This window comes from Pseudophaeobacter sp., assembly GCF_039971195.1.
In the GTDB taxonomy this organism is placed as follows: Bacteria; Pseudomonadota; Alphaproteobacteria; order Rhodobacterales; family Rhodobacteraceae; genus Pseudophaeobacter.
On the sequence record NZ_JBDWPJ010000002.1, the window covers coordinates 1 to 14,781 of the forward strand.

A 14,781-nucleotide genomic window follows, 5' to 3' on the forward strand; every position below is an offset into this window, starting at 1 on the left:
AAACACCACACAAGAAAAACACAACAGATACGCCAATCTCTTAGCGCAACCGCCCAATCAATCCAGTCAGATGCCCCAGTCTCTCCTGAGCGTCCCACAGTCTATCCCGCATGTCTCAACCGTCTTTCCGATCCGTCAGATGCGTCCCAGCATCCCCCCAGTGCGCCTCAGCGCCGCCGGTAGAGGGGGTTCTAGTGTTAACTCCCAAGCTCCGCAATACCTAAATCAACAAAACTAAATCTTTTTTGGAAAACAACCTAAAACGCTTATTTTTCAAGCAGCTACGATTGAGAAAAAGGTCACTTTTCAAACAGGAAGCCCGTTGAAATATGGTGTCTTCACGCGACTCAGACACGAGCAGACCAACAAGACCCCAAGATATAGGTTATTGAACGTATCGTTACACAAGACGCCGGCGACTCACAGCGCCCCGCCCCTGCCTCAGGATCGCGGAGGAACTGGGGCAGGGCAAGGGACGGCCTTCTTGTCCAAAACCGTTGAGACTCATGACTTAATCCTTGGCGAAGCCAGGTAGGGCCGGCATAGTGCCGGGCATGAATATCTGTGCAATCACAATGGTGCATCAAGACTATTGGGCCCTGTCCCAGTGGTTTCGCCACTACAGTCGACAGCTGGGGGCCGAGAACCTGTTTGTTGTCGCCCATGGCGCTGATCCACAGGTCGCAGAGATCTGCCCTGGGGCCTCCGTTCTGACGGTTCCGCGCGATCGCCTACAGGGGTTTGATCACTGGCGCGGACGGATGCTGAACGGGTTCCAGCAGGGGCTGCTGGAGCTCTATGACTGGGTTATTCGCACCGATGCGGATGAGCTGATCTGCGTCGACCCCAAGCGCTGGGGATCCCTGCCACAGATGTTAGAGCAACAAGAGGCACCGGCTCTTTTTGCCCTTGGCTTCAACCTCTTCGATTTCTCCGATGCCCAGGGTGGTGACCAAACGGGTTCTGTCTTTGCCCGGCACGGAGATGTGGTTTTCACTGGCCACTACAGCAAGGCCTGGGCGGTGCGTCGTCCCATTGGTCTGCGCCGCCATGGTCTGCAGCTGCGCCCGGCGCGACTTGCCGATTTTCCCTTTGTCATGCCCCGGGGCGCCTATCTGGCCCATTTGAAATTTGCCAATGGCCAGGCCCTCACAGATATGACCGAGGTGCGCCACGAGGTTGGCAATAGCAAAGGCCCCGGCACCCCCGGCAAGGCTTGGCGTCAAGCCGCCCAGGAAGCCGAAGCAAAACTCCAGCAGGCACAGGGGTTCGACGCCCTGCCCTGGGAAGTGGCGGAGGCGGAAGCCTGGGAGGCGCTCCAGACCCCTGTGCGGGATGAGGCCAAATCGGTGCTGCGCTGCAAGAGCCTGCGCTTTGAACACCGGACAGTGCTGCCCGATTGGTTCGCCTCCCTGTAGTTGGGTGGTCTAGATCACCGTTTTGAGGTCACTGCGCCATCATTCTGTGACCTAAAGGTCAACCTCGATCACACCATCCGGGTCGGCAGCGCGGGACTGGCACAGGATCACCGCATCCTGCCGCTGCGCTTTTGACAGCACAAAATCGCGGTGTTCCACTGCGCCAGAGACCAGCCCGCATTTGCAGACCCCACAGATCCCATCCGAACATTTGACGTCGATATGCACGCCGTTTTCCAGCAGGACATCCGTTGCGGTCTTGTCGGCGGGCACCTGCAGAACCTTGCCGGACTTTGCCAGCTTCAAGGAAAAGGCGTGGTTTTCATACTCCGGCAGCTCCGGCACCGAGAAATACTCAAGATGGCGCGCCTCTTCCGGGAAGCCCTGACGCTCGGCCGCCTGCATGACCCCCTCCATGTAGCGATCCGGGCCACAGGTATAGACATGCTGTCCCGCCCCATAGCCCGCCAGGAGTTGGTCGAGATCCGCGCGCGTGCCTTCGTCAGAGACATGCACTTGCACTCGGGTAGCCCATGGCACCTCCGCCAGATCCGCCAGGTAACCAGCCCCGGCCCTGTCGGAGATTGAGTAATGCAGCTCAAACTCCCGGCCCAGCGCATGCAGCCGGTGTGCCATGGCGATCATTGGCGTGATGCCAATGCCGCCACCCATCAAAAAGCTCTTTTGCGCGTCTTCCACGAGGGGGAAATGATTGATTGGTTTGGAGATGAACACCCGCCGCCCTTCGGCAAAGATCCGGTGCAACAGCTGTGAGCCACCACGACCGGCATCCTCGCGCAGGACGCCGATCTGATATTTGGAGCGATCCGCCGGATCGCCAGACATGGAATATTGCCGCAGGTATTCCGGCGCCACCACAATATCGAGATGCGCCCCGGCGCTCCATTCCGGCAGCGCACTGCCATCAAGGCTTTCAAATTCGTATTTGGTCACATCCGGGCTCATCGCTTCAACCCGCGAAACCCGCACGCCCAGCACTGGGCTGTCGACATCGCTACTGTAGCGGTGATCCCACGCGCCAGTCTCGCCCTTGGCACGCCGAGATTTGTATTCTTCGGCCGTGACCATCTGTTGATAGGCCTCAATCCCGGCTTCGCGGTCCATCGGGAAAGGATAGGGCCAGGGGTGCGGCGCCAGATGCGCCGGGTAGACGGCAAGTGTCTGATCCTCGAACTTCAGATCGAGATCCTTTTGCAGGGCGCGGGCATTCACCGGATGGCGGGTCGGACGATAGCCGCCGTCCTCTTCCATCTCCAGATCCCACCACCATTTCTTGGCCGGGTTCATCTCTCCATTGCCCAGCGCATCGTCGAGCTTGGCCAGCACCGGCGCCGCCTTGGGGATATTCATCGCCGCCCAGCGGAAGGGCCGCTCCGAGAAGATCCCTTCCAGGTTCCAGGGGCAGGTCTTCATGCAGCGGCCACACATTGCGCCCCCCGGTGTGGTGATCCGATAGGTGGTGCATTTCTGGCTGTCGCTCTTCCAGATCTCATAGCCATTGAACATCAGCTTGGGCCCGGCGGTGATCGCCCCCGAGGGGCATTCGCGGGCGCATTTATTGCAGGCTTCACAGAATGCCTGCAGGCCAAAGTCGATTGGTTTGTCGTGCACCATCGGCATATCGGTGGTCACAACGCCGGACTTCAGGCGCGGGCCGAGGAAGGGGTTTAGGATCACCTCGCCAATGCGGCTGACCTCGCCGAGGCCCGACATCAGCAGGAGCGGCGGTTGCAGTACCTCGCCGTCCATCACCGTATGGGCCTTGGCCTTGTAGCCGAGGTTGCGGATCTGGCGGGCGATGACGCCGCCAAGCAGGGAAAACCGCAGATAGGCCCGCATCGATTGCGCCACCGCAATCCAGTCATCTCCCGAGGTGCCCTCGGTGGTGTCAAAGCCCTGATCGACGATCATGCTAATCGCCTGATCATGTTCCGGGTGAATCTCGGCACCGGTGGCATCATGGCTGTACCAGGTCCAATCCGGGCAGCGGCTGATACCCACCGCGTCAATGCCCAGCCAATAGCTGGCCGCCTTGATATTGGCCGCATTGCGGGCGGCATCACTGGGGCGCGGACCGCGCGCAGGCTCGCCATCCTGCAGCAGTACAAAGGCCCCGAGCATACGCCGCTGCGCCATCGAAGGGGCTGCCTTGCGCACGTAAAAGCCACCGGTGGCGGCGGTCTGGTTGCCCTTGCCCATATCGCCAAACTGACTGCGCGCAAACATATCGGCGCGTTTGGGCACTCGCGCCACATTGGGCTCATCGATATAGGTGGTGGGATCTTCAACTCGGTTCAGGGTCTCAAAGGGATGCGGACCCTCCTTGAAATCGCGCGCCACAAAGGGATCCCCGTTCAGGGCAGAGCGTTCAGAGCCAAGCCCCAGCCACCATTTTGGCCCTTTGATCTGCAACATTGGCTGCTGATCCAGCGGCAACAAAGGCTGATCCATGGCGAGATCAAAATCCGTGGTGACCACCGCCAGACCAAAGCGTTCTCCCAGATAGGGATTGACCAGATGACCATCCTGCAGCGTAACCAGCCCGGCTGCCACCGCCAGCTGGTTTAAGTCCACATCCGAGGAGGTATTGGTATGAGCCTTGGCATCCCAGCCCAGGAGCCGAATGTAATTTGCCAGCACCACGGCGGTTTCGCTGGCACGCAGGCAGGCACGATGCTGCTCAGCGCCCTGGATCCACTCAGCGCCCTCTTCGTCCGGGCGCGGGTCGCGCGGCATGTCATAAAGGAAAACAATAGCGTGTTTGTGATCGCCAATGGTTGTGGGCGGCGCCTGCATCGCCTCTTTGAGATCGGCCATGATATGGTCGATGCCCGCCGCCAGGGTTTTTGTCTGGCGGGTTTTCAGATCCTCTGACAGGTGGTCAATATCCGGGTTGCGATAAGGCTGCGCCAGCCGTGCTGAGGCGGGCATCGGTCCGATCCCCACCATCGAGGCATCCGAGAAATAGCCAAAGGCCTTGATGTGATCTGCCCGCTCCTGCGGATCACTGGGGCAGACCGCCTGTGCCTTGTTGACCAGCCCGTCGCGGATCGCATCCATCATCGCCTGGTATTCGCCCATGGCATTGACGATCGAAGCCGGGGCTGTGGGGCGGCGGAACTCCACCGACTGGCTCGGCGGTACTGCTGACAGGTCCGGCATAGGGCCAGGCACCAGACGCTCCATCGGAAAAGGCCCCATATGAATGGGGCGCTTCCGGTTTGAGAAAATTTTGGTCATGGCGGCCGGGCCTCGCAGCTGGGTTCTTTGGAAGTGACTTGACTATTCCACAGGCGCGCCGTCAGTCTGTCACCCGAATGAGTGACATTTTCCCGCCCAGACCTCTCCCCCGAGATGATGTCACCGAGCTGGCCGCCGCCGTTGTCAGACCGGATTTTGCCAGTCAGCTTCTGGCCTATATACGCCGCGCCGCCGAGATCGCCAATTTTGGTACCTTTTATGTCGCAGACATGTCCCGCCCGGCGCCGGTTCTGTCAATCTGGGCCGGAGAAATGAGCGGCTATTGGTTCAATCGCAATGCTACAGTGATCCTCGACAATGAGGTGCTGATGCAGAGCATTCTGCAGCGTATTCAGGCGGCGCAGGGTGGCGGGCTGGTGGTGGAACGCTGGCGGCCCAAGCCAGATGATCCGATCAGCCCGATCTATGCCCGTGATCAGGTGATCGAACGCGTCACCGTCTCTTCTTGTCGTCAAAGGGTCGGCTTCCAGTCCTTCTTTCTGCGCGGCGAGGATTCAGGCTGGCTGACAGATGAGGATATGCAGCGCCTGCAGCAGGTTCTGCCCTTGGCCCATGAATTGATCGGCTTGCGGCATCGCATTGCCGGGGCTGCCGCCTTTGGCCGCGCCCCCCGTGGCCGAGCCTCTGCCCTGCGAGAACAAGATGCTGGTCCCTTTGGTACGCTCACCCCGCGCGAAGCCGAGGTCTGCGATCTAGGCGTGCAGGGGTTGAGCGTGGCGGGGACTGCACTGGAGCTCAAAGTGTCGGAGAACACCATTCGCACGCTGCGCCGCCGCGCCTATGGCAAGCTGGGGGTGCATTCCTCAACCCAGATTGCCACACTGATACTCAATGCTATGGGCTAGAATCAACTAACCCTGACGACCACTGAACTGCGCCAGTTTAACCCCGCCGGCCTCCAGGCTGCTGCGTACTGATTTTGCCAGATCCACAGCCTCAGCGGTGTCCCCATGCAGGCAGATGGTGTCGATCGAGGTTGGGATACGCTTGCCGCTCTCGGTAATGATGGCGCCTTCCTGCACCATTTGCAGGATGCGTGGCCCGGCCAGATCTGCATCATGGATCACTGCTCCCGGCAGAGAGCGATCCACCAGGGTGCCATCGTCATTGTAGGCGCGATCGGCAAAGATCTCGCCGCACCAGTTGCAGCCCAGCTCGCGCACCACCTCTTCCATCGCGGTCGCGGCAAGCACCATGATGATGATATTCGGATCTACCTCCAGCGCCGCCTCGTAGCAGGCCCGCGCCATGGCGTGATCAACGCAGGCCATATTGGACAGCGCCCCGTGCAGTTTCAGATGGCGTACCTCGGTGCCCAGTGCCGCAGCCATGCCGCGCGAAGCCCCCAGCTGGTAGCGCACCATATTGCCAAGGCTAGCGGGCGACATCTGCATCTTGCGGCGGCCAAAGCCTTGCAAATCCGGAAAACCGGGATGCGCCCCGATGCCCACACCATTGTCCCGCGCCAGCGCCATGGTTGCCGCCATTACATCCGGGTCCCCAGCATGAAAGCCACAGGCGATATTGGCCGAGGTCACGATATCCAACAGCGCTTTGTCATCGCCCATGTTCCAGGGACCAAAGCTTTCGCCCATATCAGCGTTGAGATCGACGGATTTGCTCATGAGTTGTCTCCAGGTTCAAAGGGGTCAGCACCAGCAGAGACCGCCCCGCTGATCAATTGATACGATAGCAGATCCTGCATCATTGCAGGATCCCGCAACAGCGGCTTGCAGGAACTTTGCAAGGTCTTCACCCTGGCGTCCTGTTTCGCCTGTAGGGTCAGTCCTTCTTCCAGAGAGACCCAGGTAAAGGCCAATTTGGTTCCGGCCTGGGCCTGGGCCACCTTGGCCAGATCACAGGGCAAAACGGAGCCGATCCGGGGATAGCCGCCCGTGGTCTGGGCCTCGCGCAACAGCACAAAGGGTTTGCCGTCGCCGGTCATCTGCACATCGCCCGGCACAATGATTTCAGAGAGGATGTTCAGCTGGCCATCTGCAGCAAATCCGCCGCCCTCTGATACCATCTCAACGCCCATACGGTTGGCCCGGCCGCCCCGCTGGAATTGGGTTGAAGCAAAACGTGCCCGGACCCCTGCGGCAAACAGGCTGGACTGAAAGCTCTCGACAATATGCAGGGTGCCGCCACTGAACCGATCCTCTGCCGCAAGCCCAAGTCCTACCTCGCGGGACCGGTCCGGGCCGCTGGTCAGCAGATCGCCAACTGCGACCGTCGCGCCAAGGCCGGACATCAGATGTGCCGCCCGCGCGCCCAGCATCACCTCACTGTCGATACCGCCGCCAAGATGCAGATAGCCATAGACCCCCTTGCGCACGGCACCGATCTCAAGCCGCTGCCCTGCCTGCATCTGGTGCGAGGCGTTCCAGGCCAGGGCCTCACCGTCCAGCGTCACCTGCATCGGCGCTCCGGTCAGGGCAATACGCAGGGGAGCTGTGGCCTCAAATAGACCTCCCATGCCGGCCATTTCCAGAGCAGCCAGGCCGGAATTTTGGCGCAGCAAGGCCGCCCCTTCGGCCAGAGCCAGCAGATCCGCCGCCCCGCTACAGGAAACTCCCTGCCGCAATTGACCCGGACGTCCCTGATCCTGCACCGAGACCAGCGGCCCAACGCGCAGAACCTTGAGCGCGCTCATGCCGGGATCTCCTCGCGGCTGGCGCCACCAAAATGGCTGTCCTCAGAACAGAAGCGATCATAGTCGGATCTGGAAACCGGATTGAAAATCATCTCATCTCCAGGGCGCAGGGCAATCGGATCCTCGGCCCGCAGCTGAAAGCCGCGAAATCCGGTCTGACCCACATGACGCCAGCCCGTTGGGGCCGTGGTGGCAAAGAGTACAAACTGGCTGATGGCCAGGACCAAAGCGCCAACCGGCACCTGTGGCGTGAGCTCTGTCTGCCTTGGCAGGTTCCATTCGACTCCCAAAGGCCCCAGGTAGGGCTGACCCGGCGCAAAGCCGATGGTCAGAACCCGCACCCTTGCACTGCCCAGGCTCTCAATCGCCTGCGCCTCGCTCAGGCCTGCGGCATCCGCCGCCTCTGCCAGTTGCGGCGCCAGATCGGTACCATAGACCGTTGGTACCCGCCACAAACGCCGCCCCGGAGGCAGCTGCGCCTGCTGCCAGTTCTGCTGATCGAGCAGCTCCACCAACAGAGCCTCCAGTGCCTCGTGGCGCAGGGCCTCCACATCAAACCGGATATAGACAGAGGCCAGCGAGGTGGAGGTTTCCAACACACCCGGCCAGGCGCTGGCCTCAACCGCCTGGCAAAAGGCCAGGGTCGCCCGGTTCGAGGGCTCTGTCAGCTGATCCGCAAAGGTGACCAGCATGCCGTTCAAACCGGCTGTCCGTATGATCGGAAAACTCATCCGCCGTTACTTCCCATCATCACCCTGCCAATCGCCCTGCTCAATCGTCTCTACCAAGACGCCAAATCTCAAGTCGCGCCAAAGTCGCGGCGGGCCTTGCCAGTGTCAATAATGCTTTTGCATCTCGGCTCTCAAATCCCGGTGTTGGTCAGAGAGTCTTCCCCCGGTCCAGGTAGAGGCCCCAAAAATGCAAAACGGCCCCTCGAAGGGGGCCGTTGAGAATTCAAACTGCAGCCAAGGCTAACTGTCGCCCGGCCAAGGGACTAGAAGTCGTCCCATTTTTGCGCGTCATCCGCGGCCGCGGAATCATCTGTTCCGGTTCGTGCCAGGGGAGCCGCCGGTGCCGGAGCGGCACTGCGCGCAGGCGCGGCGGGCATCTGCACGACATTGCCGCCACCGCCACCTTTGGTTTTGAACACGCCGAGCTGCTGGGTAAGCTGCCCCGCATCATTGGAAAGGGTTTGGCTCACAGCCGTTGTCTCTTCCACCATGGCGGCGTTCTGCTGGGTCACTTGATCCAGCTGCACCACACCCGTGTTGATCTCTCCCAAAGCGGTGGATTGCTCGGCAGCGCCACGGGCGATATCGCCCACATGTGTCGAGATGGTGCTGACACTCTTGATGATCCGTTCCAGTTCTTCCCCGGTCTTGCCAACCAGATCCACGCCACTGCCAACGTGATGCTGGCTCTGGCTGATCAGATCTTTGATTTCACCCGCCGCATCCGCCGAGCGCTGCGCCAATCCGCGGACCTCGGAGGCGACAACCGCAAAGCCACGCCCGGCTTCGCCAGCCCGAGCCGCTTCGACCCCGGCGTTGAGCGCCAGCAGGTTGGTCTGAAAAGCGATATCGTCAATCACCGTGATGATCTTGGCAATTTCTTCCGACGAGCCTTCGATTTTTGACATCGCATTGATGGCTTCGCTGACCACCGCGCCACTTTGTGTCGCCGCCGCCTGGGCCTGGCCAACGATCTCTTCGACCTTTTTGGCGCCATTGGCAGAAGACTGCACCGTCGAGGTCAGTTCTTCCAGCGCTGCCGCTGTCTGTTCCAGCGTTGCCGCCTGGCTTTCGGTCCGGTTGGACAGCTCGCCAGAAGCCTGGCTGATGTCATTCGATGTACGTCCAACCCCAACCGAGACTTCCTTGGCATTGCAAACCGTCGCCTCAAGCTGGTCAACCGACTGGTTAAAGGCCTTGCCCAGATTGCCAATGTCGGGAATGTCGGAGACAACAACCCGGTGAACCAGATCGCCTTGGCGCAGTGCGTCCAAACCTTCGGCGATGGCGCCCAACCCGCGGCGGCGTGCTGTCACATCCGCTGCAACTTTCACCACCCGGTAAACCTGACCATCTGCGTCAAAACATGCCGCATATGTGGCTTGGATCCAGATGGTCTCGCCACCTTTGGTCACACGAGGGAACTGATCGGTAATGTCCTCCCCCTTGCCCAGCTTCTCCCAAAAGGCCGCATATTCGGTACTTTTAGCATAGTCCTTGTCGACAAACATCGCATGATGCTGGCCGACGATCTCATCCTGGTTGTAGCCAACAGCCGCAAGGAAATTCTTGTTTGCGGTTAAAATGTTACCCTTGGGATCGAATTGAATTGTCGCCTGGGTGCGGTCAATCATTTCCGCAATGACCTTGTTTGTTTCGGCCTCGGAACTCTCACTTTGAGACTTTTTCTTAAAAAACAATGCCATACTCCGCGTATATTACCTTTAGACTTGTCCCCCCAATACCACTCAAATCCCTTTTATTCTCTTAAACTCAGCCTATGAAAATCCTGGGGACCGCAAAAAAGGATAAGAAAGAGCAGTATTCACACCCTGCACCGAACAGAACGGTTCGGTTTTGGAAAATGACAGAGATACCCTCTCTCCAGTGCACGACCTCCGATGGGGAAAGCTGGAGAGCAAGGTGAATACTTCCTCTATTCGCCCCAACATATGCTGAGTTTTTCTAGGCTTGCCCGAAAGACGTTAGGTCTAGGGAAAGACATGGCTCTTTGACACAATCGGTAACCAAAACCTCAAGAAATGGGAGAATCGCTTCATTCGATTCTGACCCAAACGTCAAGAATTTCAGGCCCAACGCATAAAGTTGCCACAGCGAAGGTGCCGGCAGTGACGGGATAGGGCTGTGCAGCTTCGACCTGCCGGATTTCGCGGCAGGCGATCTCGCCATCACCCCGACCTTTTCCCGTGGCGTGCCGGATGGGTTGACGCGGGTCTGGGAAGGCGCGCGGGAGGGGCGCGGCCTGCGCTGCTTCACCTGCTGCCCTTCACGCGCCCGTCACACCGCGCGGACGTGTCCTTCAACGGCTTCGTCCCGGCAGAGATCGCTCCTGTGGTGCTGACCGAGGCGAAGGCCTGCACGCGGCACGGGATCGCACCCGATGCGCAGGGCTGGACGGTTTTCCGCACAACGTCCGGGCATCGCGGCCTGGCCATGTGTACATTCGTGACATGCCGCAGGTGCTGGTCCTGGGCGTCTGGCCAGTGAACACTGGAGAACCCGAGGAGACCGTTCCACCGTTCCTTGCCAGCGGCCTGCAGCATTTCTACCGCCGCAGGGCGCTTGGCGACCCTCTGCACTACGGCGGAGACGGAACGGCAAAAACCATTTTTTATCGACAGCCTCAGACAGATGGCGGCACATTACAACATGCTCTGGCTGGCCCATCTGCGAGACCGGCAGAACGACGACATCTACGGCTACCAGCCGACGCTTGATCTCTCCCTGGACAAGCTAGCAGGGTATCTTGCACCCGAGTGCGACCACTGGACCGCAGAACGCACGGCGATCGTACCCTATGCCCTACAAGACCGCCTAGCGCCGCTGGCGGCCCTTCTGGCAGATGGTCGCGGTGTTGGTGTCCTTGTCCATGGTGAATCCGCCAAGGTGATCGGATTAGCCGACGCCTGCTCTATCGATAAAGCCGCAGCTGAAATGCTGGGCGCAATCGAAACATTCATGAGCGGCAAAACGGTGACCACCGAGCAAAACGAATTGCAAGAGCGGGTCTTCAAGGCCGGGATCTATGCCGCCGCAGCCTACGACGCGCACACACCCAAGAGCGGAGGCGAGGGTTATGCCCTGCGCTACAGCGCAGCCGGTGAGTTGGCCGAGGCGGGATGCACTGACCACCAAATCGCAGCCATCACCGGGCACAATAGTCTGTCTATGATCCAGAAGTATTCTCGCGGTGCGAACCAAAAAATACTCGCTAAACAAGCTCAAGCACTGCGCGAACAGAACAAAAACAAAACGTGATTGTGGGAAGCTTTGTGGGAAACTATCTATCGCGAGATAGTATGAAGGGCCTTAAGGCCCTTATTTTACTGGCAGGGGCATCAGGGTTCGAACCCGAGACCTACGGTTTTGGAGACCGTCGCTCTACCAACTGAGCTATACCCCTGCAGTGCCGGTGTTCCTAAGCCACCTCCGACTGACTCGCAAGAGGGAATTCTGCAGAAATCCACGGGTTTTTGGCCTAAGCACCATGCAGACTGGCTCTTACCCGTTCAGTATTCTATGACAGGCAAAAAGGATGGTCTTTTTGAGCCTGCGCAAGAAAATCGCGGACAGCCCCAGCTTCAACAGGTTTGTTGAAGGTCTCTTTGCGGCCTATGTCAGCTTTGCCTATCGCACGTCACGTTGGCAGCGGGCGGGGTTTGAAGACATGGACGCGGCCGTCAGCCAGGGCGAGCCTGTGATCTTTGTGCTTTGGCACCAGCGACTGATCATGGCGCCCTATCTGTTTGACACCTCTCTAGGCCGCATCTGCGCCCTGACATCAGCGGCACGCGCCGGACGTCTGGCGGGTCAAATCCTGGTGCGGCTGGGGTTTGAGACCATCCCGATGTCCAGTCATAAACGCCATGTGGCCCTGTCACGCGAAGTGCTGCGTCGCACCAAAGACGGCTGCTCGATTGGCATCGCCGCTGATGGTCCACGGGGGCCTGCGCGGGTTTCCTCCGGGGTGCCTATCACCTGGGCACGGATGACCGGCTGCCGGGTCTTTACCGTCGCCTTTGCGGAGCGTCGGGTGTTGAAAATGCCCACCTGGGACAAACAGATGCTGCCACTGCCCTTTTCACGTGGCGTTTTGATCTGTCAGGAATGGTGCGACCCGGTGCCAAAGAAACCCAGCGAAGAAGAGGCCGAGGCACTACGGCTGAGCCTGCAGGCCTCTTTGGATGAGATCACCGATCGCGCGGACCTGGCTGCGGGCCGGAGCCTTGGCGGCGCGCCTTAAACCACCCTCTAAAGAACTCGGCTACGCCTTTTGGTGTTGCTGGAGTGAAGAAACCCAATGAGTTTGAAAGTCCCCAGCACCAGCCAAAGGCCGGCCGAAGCCAGCAATACAAAGGTCCAGAACCGAAAGGCCTCTGCGGATCTGGCCAATTCACTGTGACGCCCCTCCAGGTAGGGGCGCACGATGACAAGATCCTGCGCCACCTGGTAGCCCAACCTGTTGAATCTGGCCCGCCAAACTTGCATTTCAGTTTGTATTCTCTGAGTTGTGAAGGGCACGTTTTTATATCGACCGTGCAACCGCACCCCGCCTCCGGCCTGCAAGTTAGCGCGCATATGCTGCACGAGTTGCTCTCTATCTGCCTTGGAAGCAAATGCCAGCCCAACCACCCAATCCTCCGTCGTCGACAGCAGAGGCACCACTGTGAAGTCCAAAATGGATGCGCCATCAAACTCGATGATGGGCAGATCTTTGGACCACTTGGCCAAAACCAGCAATTCATCGGCAGGGCCAAGATCACGCGTGGGATCAAAATTCTCGATCAGTGCAAGAGGCGCGCGTGGGGGCTCCGTATCTGCCACGACCTCCCCCATAGCCGCTTGATACTTGTTGTATTCTGGCCCAGCTTGGGAAAACGAAAAATAGGCCAGACCAAAGAAGACCCACCAAGGCAATAGCTTGACCAGCCAAATGAGTAGGGCTCCCTGCCATCCGACCAAAATCCAAAAGAGAAACCTCAGTACCGGCATCTCGCATCCTACCTCAAAATCTGATCCAAAACCGGCCTCCCTTTAATGATGCCCGGTGATTGCCAGAGTTGTAAATACAACAAAAGGCCGCCCTTGGGGCTGCGGCCGTCGCGTATCGTAGTCCGCTAGGAAAAGAGCTTCGTGAAACCCGCGCCCGGGATCAGTCTGCCATATTCTCGTATCGCACCCGCATCTTGATCGCCTGGACATACTGGCGCTGTCCAACCAGATAGGCAATGAAACGGTCCAGCTTGGACACTGGCAGGCCCTCGGCCACGGCCGTGTCGAATTCGGCCTCTGCCGCGTTGTAGTGCCCTTCAGCAATCAGGATCCGCGATCTGTAGTAGCGTAGCCAACTGGTATCGCTGGTCAGCGCCATCCCGCGGTCAAAGGCGGATCGTGCCTGCTCATAATCCTTCTGACCCAAATAAACACGGCCGAGCAACTTGTAGTCAAAGTAGTCACCCTCCTCTTTTGCCATGATACGATTGAGCTGCGCCTCAGCTTTTGCATAGCTTTTTTCAAAGAAATAGAACTTGGCGAGCCAGTGAACAAGATAGGCGTTGTAGCCTAGTTGAGCATTGGCATTTGCCAAAACGGCAAGGGCCTGCTGCCGCTGCCCGAGCGCATTCATTGCCCGCGCAACACGTACATAGCCACCGACATCCTCGGGGGCCGCTTTTATTAACGCCTGCCCATCCTTGAGCGACAACTTTGGTAGATCAAGGAAGAGATAAGCAAGGGAGCGCCGCGACAGGACCGCAAGATAGGAGGGATCTATCTCCAAGGCCCTGTTGGCAGCCTGCAAGGCCTCTTCCCAGCGATCTAGCTCTGTGTAAATATAGGTCAGCCCATAGAGCGCATATTGGTCGTCCGGATCGATTTCCAGGGCCGCCTGAAACAAAATTTCTGCCCTGTCAAAAGTTCCGCCATGCTCAACATTCAGCCAGGCCTCCTCCCGAAGTGCCCAACGATATTCCGGGTCAATTGCCTGAGCGGCCTGAAAACGTTGAGATGCCTCTTCAAAACCAATCCGATCAGAGCGCCAAAGACTGCTGGCCAGACCGGCAACCGCCTCGGCGCCTGGGTGCAGCTGCAAAGCCTGAGAAAACAGGTCTGAAGCCTGTGCATAGTCATCAGCATCATAGGCCACCCAGCCCAGCCCCAATATGGCCTCGTCAGACCTGTGATCATCGCTTAGCATTTCTTCAAAAAGAGCCTGAGCTTTTGAGTTCTCATCAGCGAAGTAATACTGCCAGGCGAGAATGCTGCGCATTTTTTGTCGTTGCTGAGCAGAAGCCCCGGCGTCCCCCAGCCCGAGCGCGCAAATCTCAATCAGCCTTTCAAAACTGACGACCTTTTCTAAACAGGCAGAGGCATAGGTTTTTTGTGAAGACGGTAGAAGTGGCCCTGCTAGTGCAGCCCCTCCCCCAAAAGCCAGCGCAACGCCGCTTAAAATCAAGTTACGAACTATACTCAAATTCAATCCTGACGTTAACAACTCCCTCAACAATCTCCCAAACAGACTTGGAAATAAAGAGCGAATAGGGGCGCTGCCCCTTTTGGGGCTTCGCTCTGCTCTGCCCCAATTCACCCCGGAATATTTGTGCAAAGGTGAATGTCGGGCAGGGTGCCTCGCGGCGAGTTTGGGTGCTTGTTTCCCTGGTCGCCCGCAAGAACTCAG

General features: G+C 58.8%; 11 protein-coding genes and 1 tRNA gene. 4 read left to right on the forward strand and 8 right to left on the reverse strand.

The window, feature by feature from the left end; all coding sequences use genetic code 11:
• Nucleotides 1–554: 554 nt before the first annotated feature.
• Nucleotides 555–1,418 (forward strand): glycosyltransferase family 2 protein, encoded by an 864-nt coding sequence (locus ABJP42_RS00020; RefSeq protein ID WP_348337822.1) that lies wholly within the window; start codon nucleotides 555–557, stop codon nucleotides 1,416–1,418.
• A gap of 51 nt (nucleotides 1,419–1,469) precedes the next feature.
• Here ABJP42_RS00020 and ABJP42_RS00025 read toward each other — a convergent pair whose 3' ends face one another.
• Nucleotides 1,470–4,679, reverse strand: coding sequence for a 2Fe-2S iron-sulfur cluster-binding protein (locus ABJP42_RS00025; protein ID WP_348337823.1), 3,210 nt, complete (start codon nucleotides 4,677–4,679; stop codon nucleotides 1,470–1,472).
• Nucleotides 4,680–4,756: 77 nt separating this feature from the next.
• Here ABJP42_RS00025 and ABJP42_RS00030 point away from each other — a divergent pair, with 77 nt between their 5' ends.
• Complete coding sequence (locus ABJP42_RS00030) at nucleotides 4,757–5,545, forward strand: helix-turn-helix transcriptional regulator (RefSeq protein ID WP_348337824.1); 789 nt, start codon at nucleotides 4,757–4,759, stop codon at nucleotides 5,543–5,545.
• A 6-nt stretch (nucleotides 5,546–5,551) separates the two neighbouring features.
• Here the strand turns inward: ABJP42_RS00030 and ABJP42_RS00035 are convergent, their stop codons facing one another.
• The 4 genes from ABJP42_RS00035 to ABJP42_RS00050 all read right to left on the reverse strand — a co-directional run bounded on the left by ABJP42_RS00035 (nucleotide 5,552) and on the right by ABJP42_RS00050 (nucleotide 9,784).
• The gene (locus tag ABJP42_RS00035; protein WP_348337825.1) at nucleotides 5,552–6,325 is read right to left on the reverse strand and encodes a LamB/YcsF family protein; all 774 of its coding nucleotides are present in this window, start codon (nucleotides 6,323–6,325) and stop codon (nucleotides 5,552–5,554) included.
• Nucleotides 6,322–7,353, reverse strand: a complete 1,032-nt coding sequence (locus ABJP42_RS00040; protein WP_348337826.1) for a 5-oxoprolinase subunit C family protein — start codon at nucleotides 7,351–7,353, stop codon at nucleotides 6,322–6,324. The genes ABJP42_RS00035 and ABJP42_RS00040 overlap by 4 nt, the downstream gene beginning before the upstream one ends.
• Nucleotides 7,350–8,084: a 5-oxoprolinase subunit B family protein gene (locus tag ABJP42_RS00045; protein ID WP_348337827.1), complete on the reverse strand. Its 735-nt coding sequence runs from the start codon at nucleotides 8,082–8,084 to the stop codon at nucleotides 7,350–7,352. Before ABJP42_RS00045 ends, ABJP42_RS00040 begins: the two co-directional genes overlap by 4 nt.
• Nucleotides 8,085–8,347: 263 nt before the next feature.
• Nucleotides 8,348–9,784: a methyl-accepting chemotaxis protein gene (locus ABJP42_RS00050; protein ID WP_348337828.1), complete on the reverse strand. Its 1,437-nt coding sequence runs from the start codon at nucleotides 9,782–9,784 to the stop codon at nucleotides 8,348–8,350.
• Nucleotides 9,785–10,667: 883 nt separating this feature from the next.
• Between ABJP42_RS00050 and ABJP42_RS00055 the strand changes: the two genes are divergently transcribed.
• Nucleotides 10,668–11,363: a site-specific integrase gene (locus ABJP42_RS00055; RefSeq protein WP_348337829.1), complete on the forward strand. Its 696-nt coding sequence runs from the start codon at nucleotides 10,668–10,670 to the stop codon at nucleotides 11,361–11,363.
• Nucleotides 11,364–11,432: 69 nt separating this feature from the next.
• Here the strand turns inward: ABJP42_RS00055 and ABJP42_RS00060 are convergent.
• Nucleotides 11,433–11,508: transfer RNA gene (locus ABJP42_RS00060), tRNA-Trp, on the reverse strand.
• Between the two features lie 132 nt (nucleotides 11,509–11,640).
• Between ABJP42_RS00060 and ABJP42_RS00065 the strand changes: the two genes are divergently transcribed.
• Entirely contained in the window at nucleotides 11,641–12,348 is a 708-nt protein-coding gene (locus ABJP42_RS00065) for a lysophospholipid acyltransferase family protein (RefSeq protein ID WP_490363167.1), read from the forward strand.
• Nucleotides 12,349–12,356: 8 nt separating this feature from the next.
• Here ABJP42_RS00065 and ABJP42_RS00070 read toward each other — a convergent pair whose 3' ends face one another.
• Nucleotides 12,357–13,097: a hypothetical protein gene (locus ABJP42_RS00070; RefSeq protein WP_348337830.1), complete on the reverse strand. Its 741-nt coding sequence runs from the start codon at nucleotides 13,095–13,097 to the stop codon at nucleotides 12,357–12,359.
• Between the two features lie 160 nt (nucleotides 13,098–13,257).
• Entirely contained in the window at nucleotides 13,258–14,607 is a 1,350-nt protein-coding gene (locus tag ABJP42_RS00075) for a tetratricopeptide repeat protein (protein WP_348337831.1), read from the reverse strand.
• Nucleotides 14,608–14,781: the final 174 nt, after the last annotated feature.

Coding starts and splice junctions, on each gene's coding strand:
- ABJP42_RS00040 (WP_348337826.1), bottom strand. CDS start 7,353: ATGAGCGCGCTCAAGGTTCTGCGCGTTGGGCCGCTGGTCTCGGTGCAG.
- ABJP42_RS00035 (WP_348337825.1), bottom strand. CDS start 6,325: ATGAGCAAATCCGTCGATCTCAACGCTGATATGGGCGAAAGCTTTGGT.
- ABJP42_RS00070 (WP_348337830.1), bottom strand. CDS start 13,097: ATGCCGGTACTGAGGTTTCTCTTTTGGATTTTGGTCGGATGGCAGGGA.
- ABJP42_RS00025 (WP_348337823.1), bottom strand. CDS start 4,679: ATGACCAAAATTTTCTCAAACCGGAAGCGCCCCATTCATATGGGGCCT.
- ABJP42_RS00045 (WP_348337827.1), bottom strand. CDS start 8,084: ATGAGTTTTCCGATCATACGGACAGCCGGTTTGAACGGCATGCTGGTC.
- ABJP42_RS00030 (WP_348337824.1), top strand. CDS start 4,757: ATGAGTGACATTTTCCCGCCCAGACCTCTCCCCCGAGATGATGTCACC.
- ABJP42_RS00020 (WP_348337822.1), top strand. CDS start 555: ATGAATATCTGTGCAATCACAATGGTGCATCAAGACTATTGGGCCCTG.
- ABJP42_RS00065 (WP_490363167.1), top strand. CDS start 11,641: ATGGTCTTTTTGAGCCTGCGCAAGAAAATCGCGGACAGCCCCAGCTTC.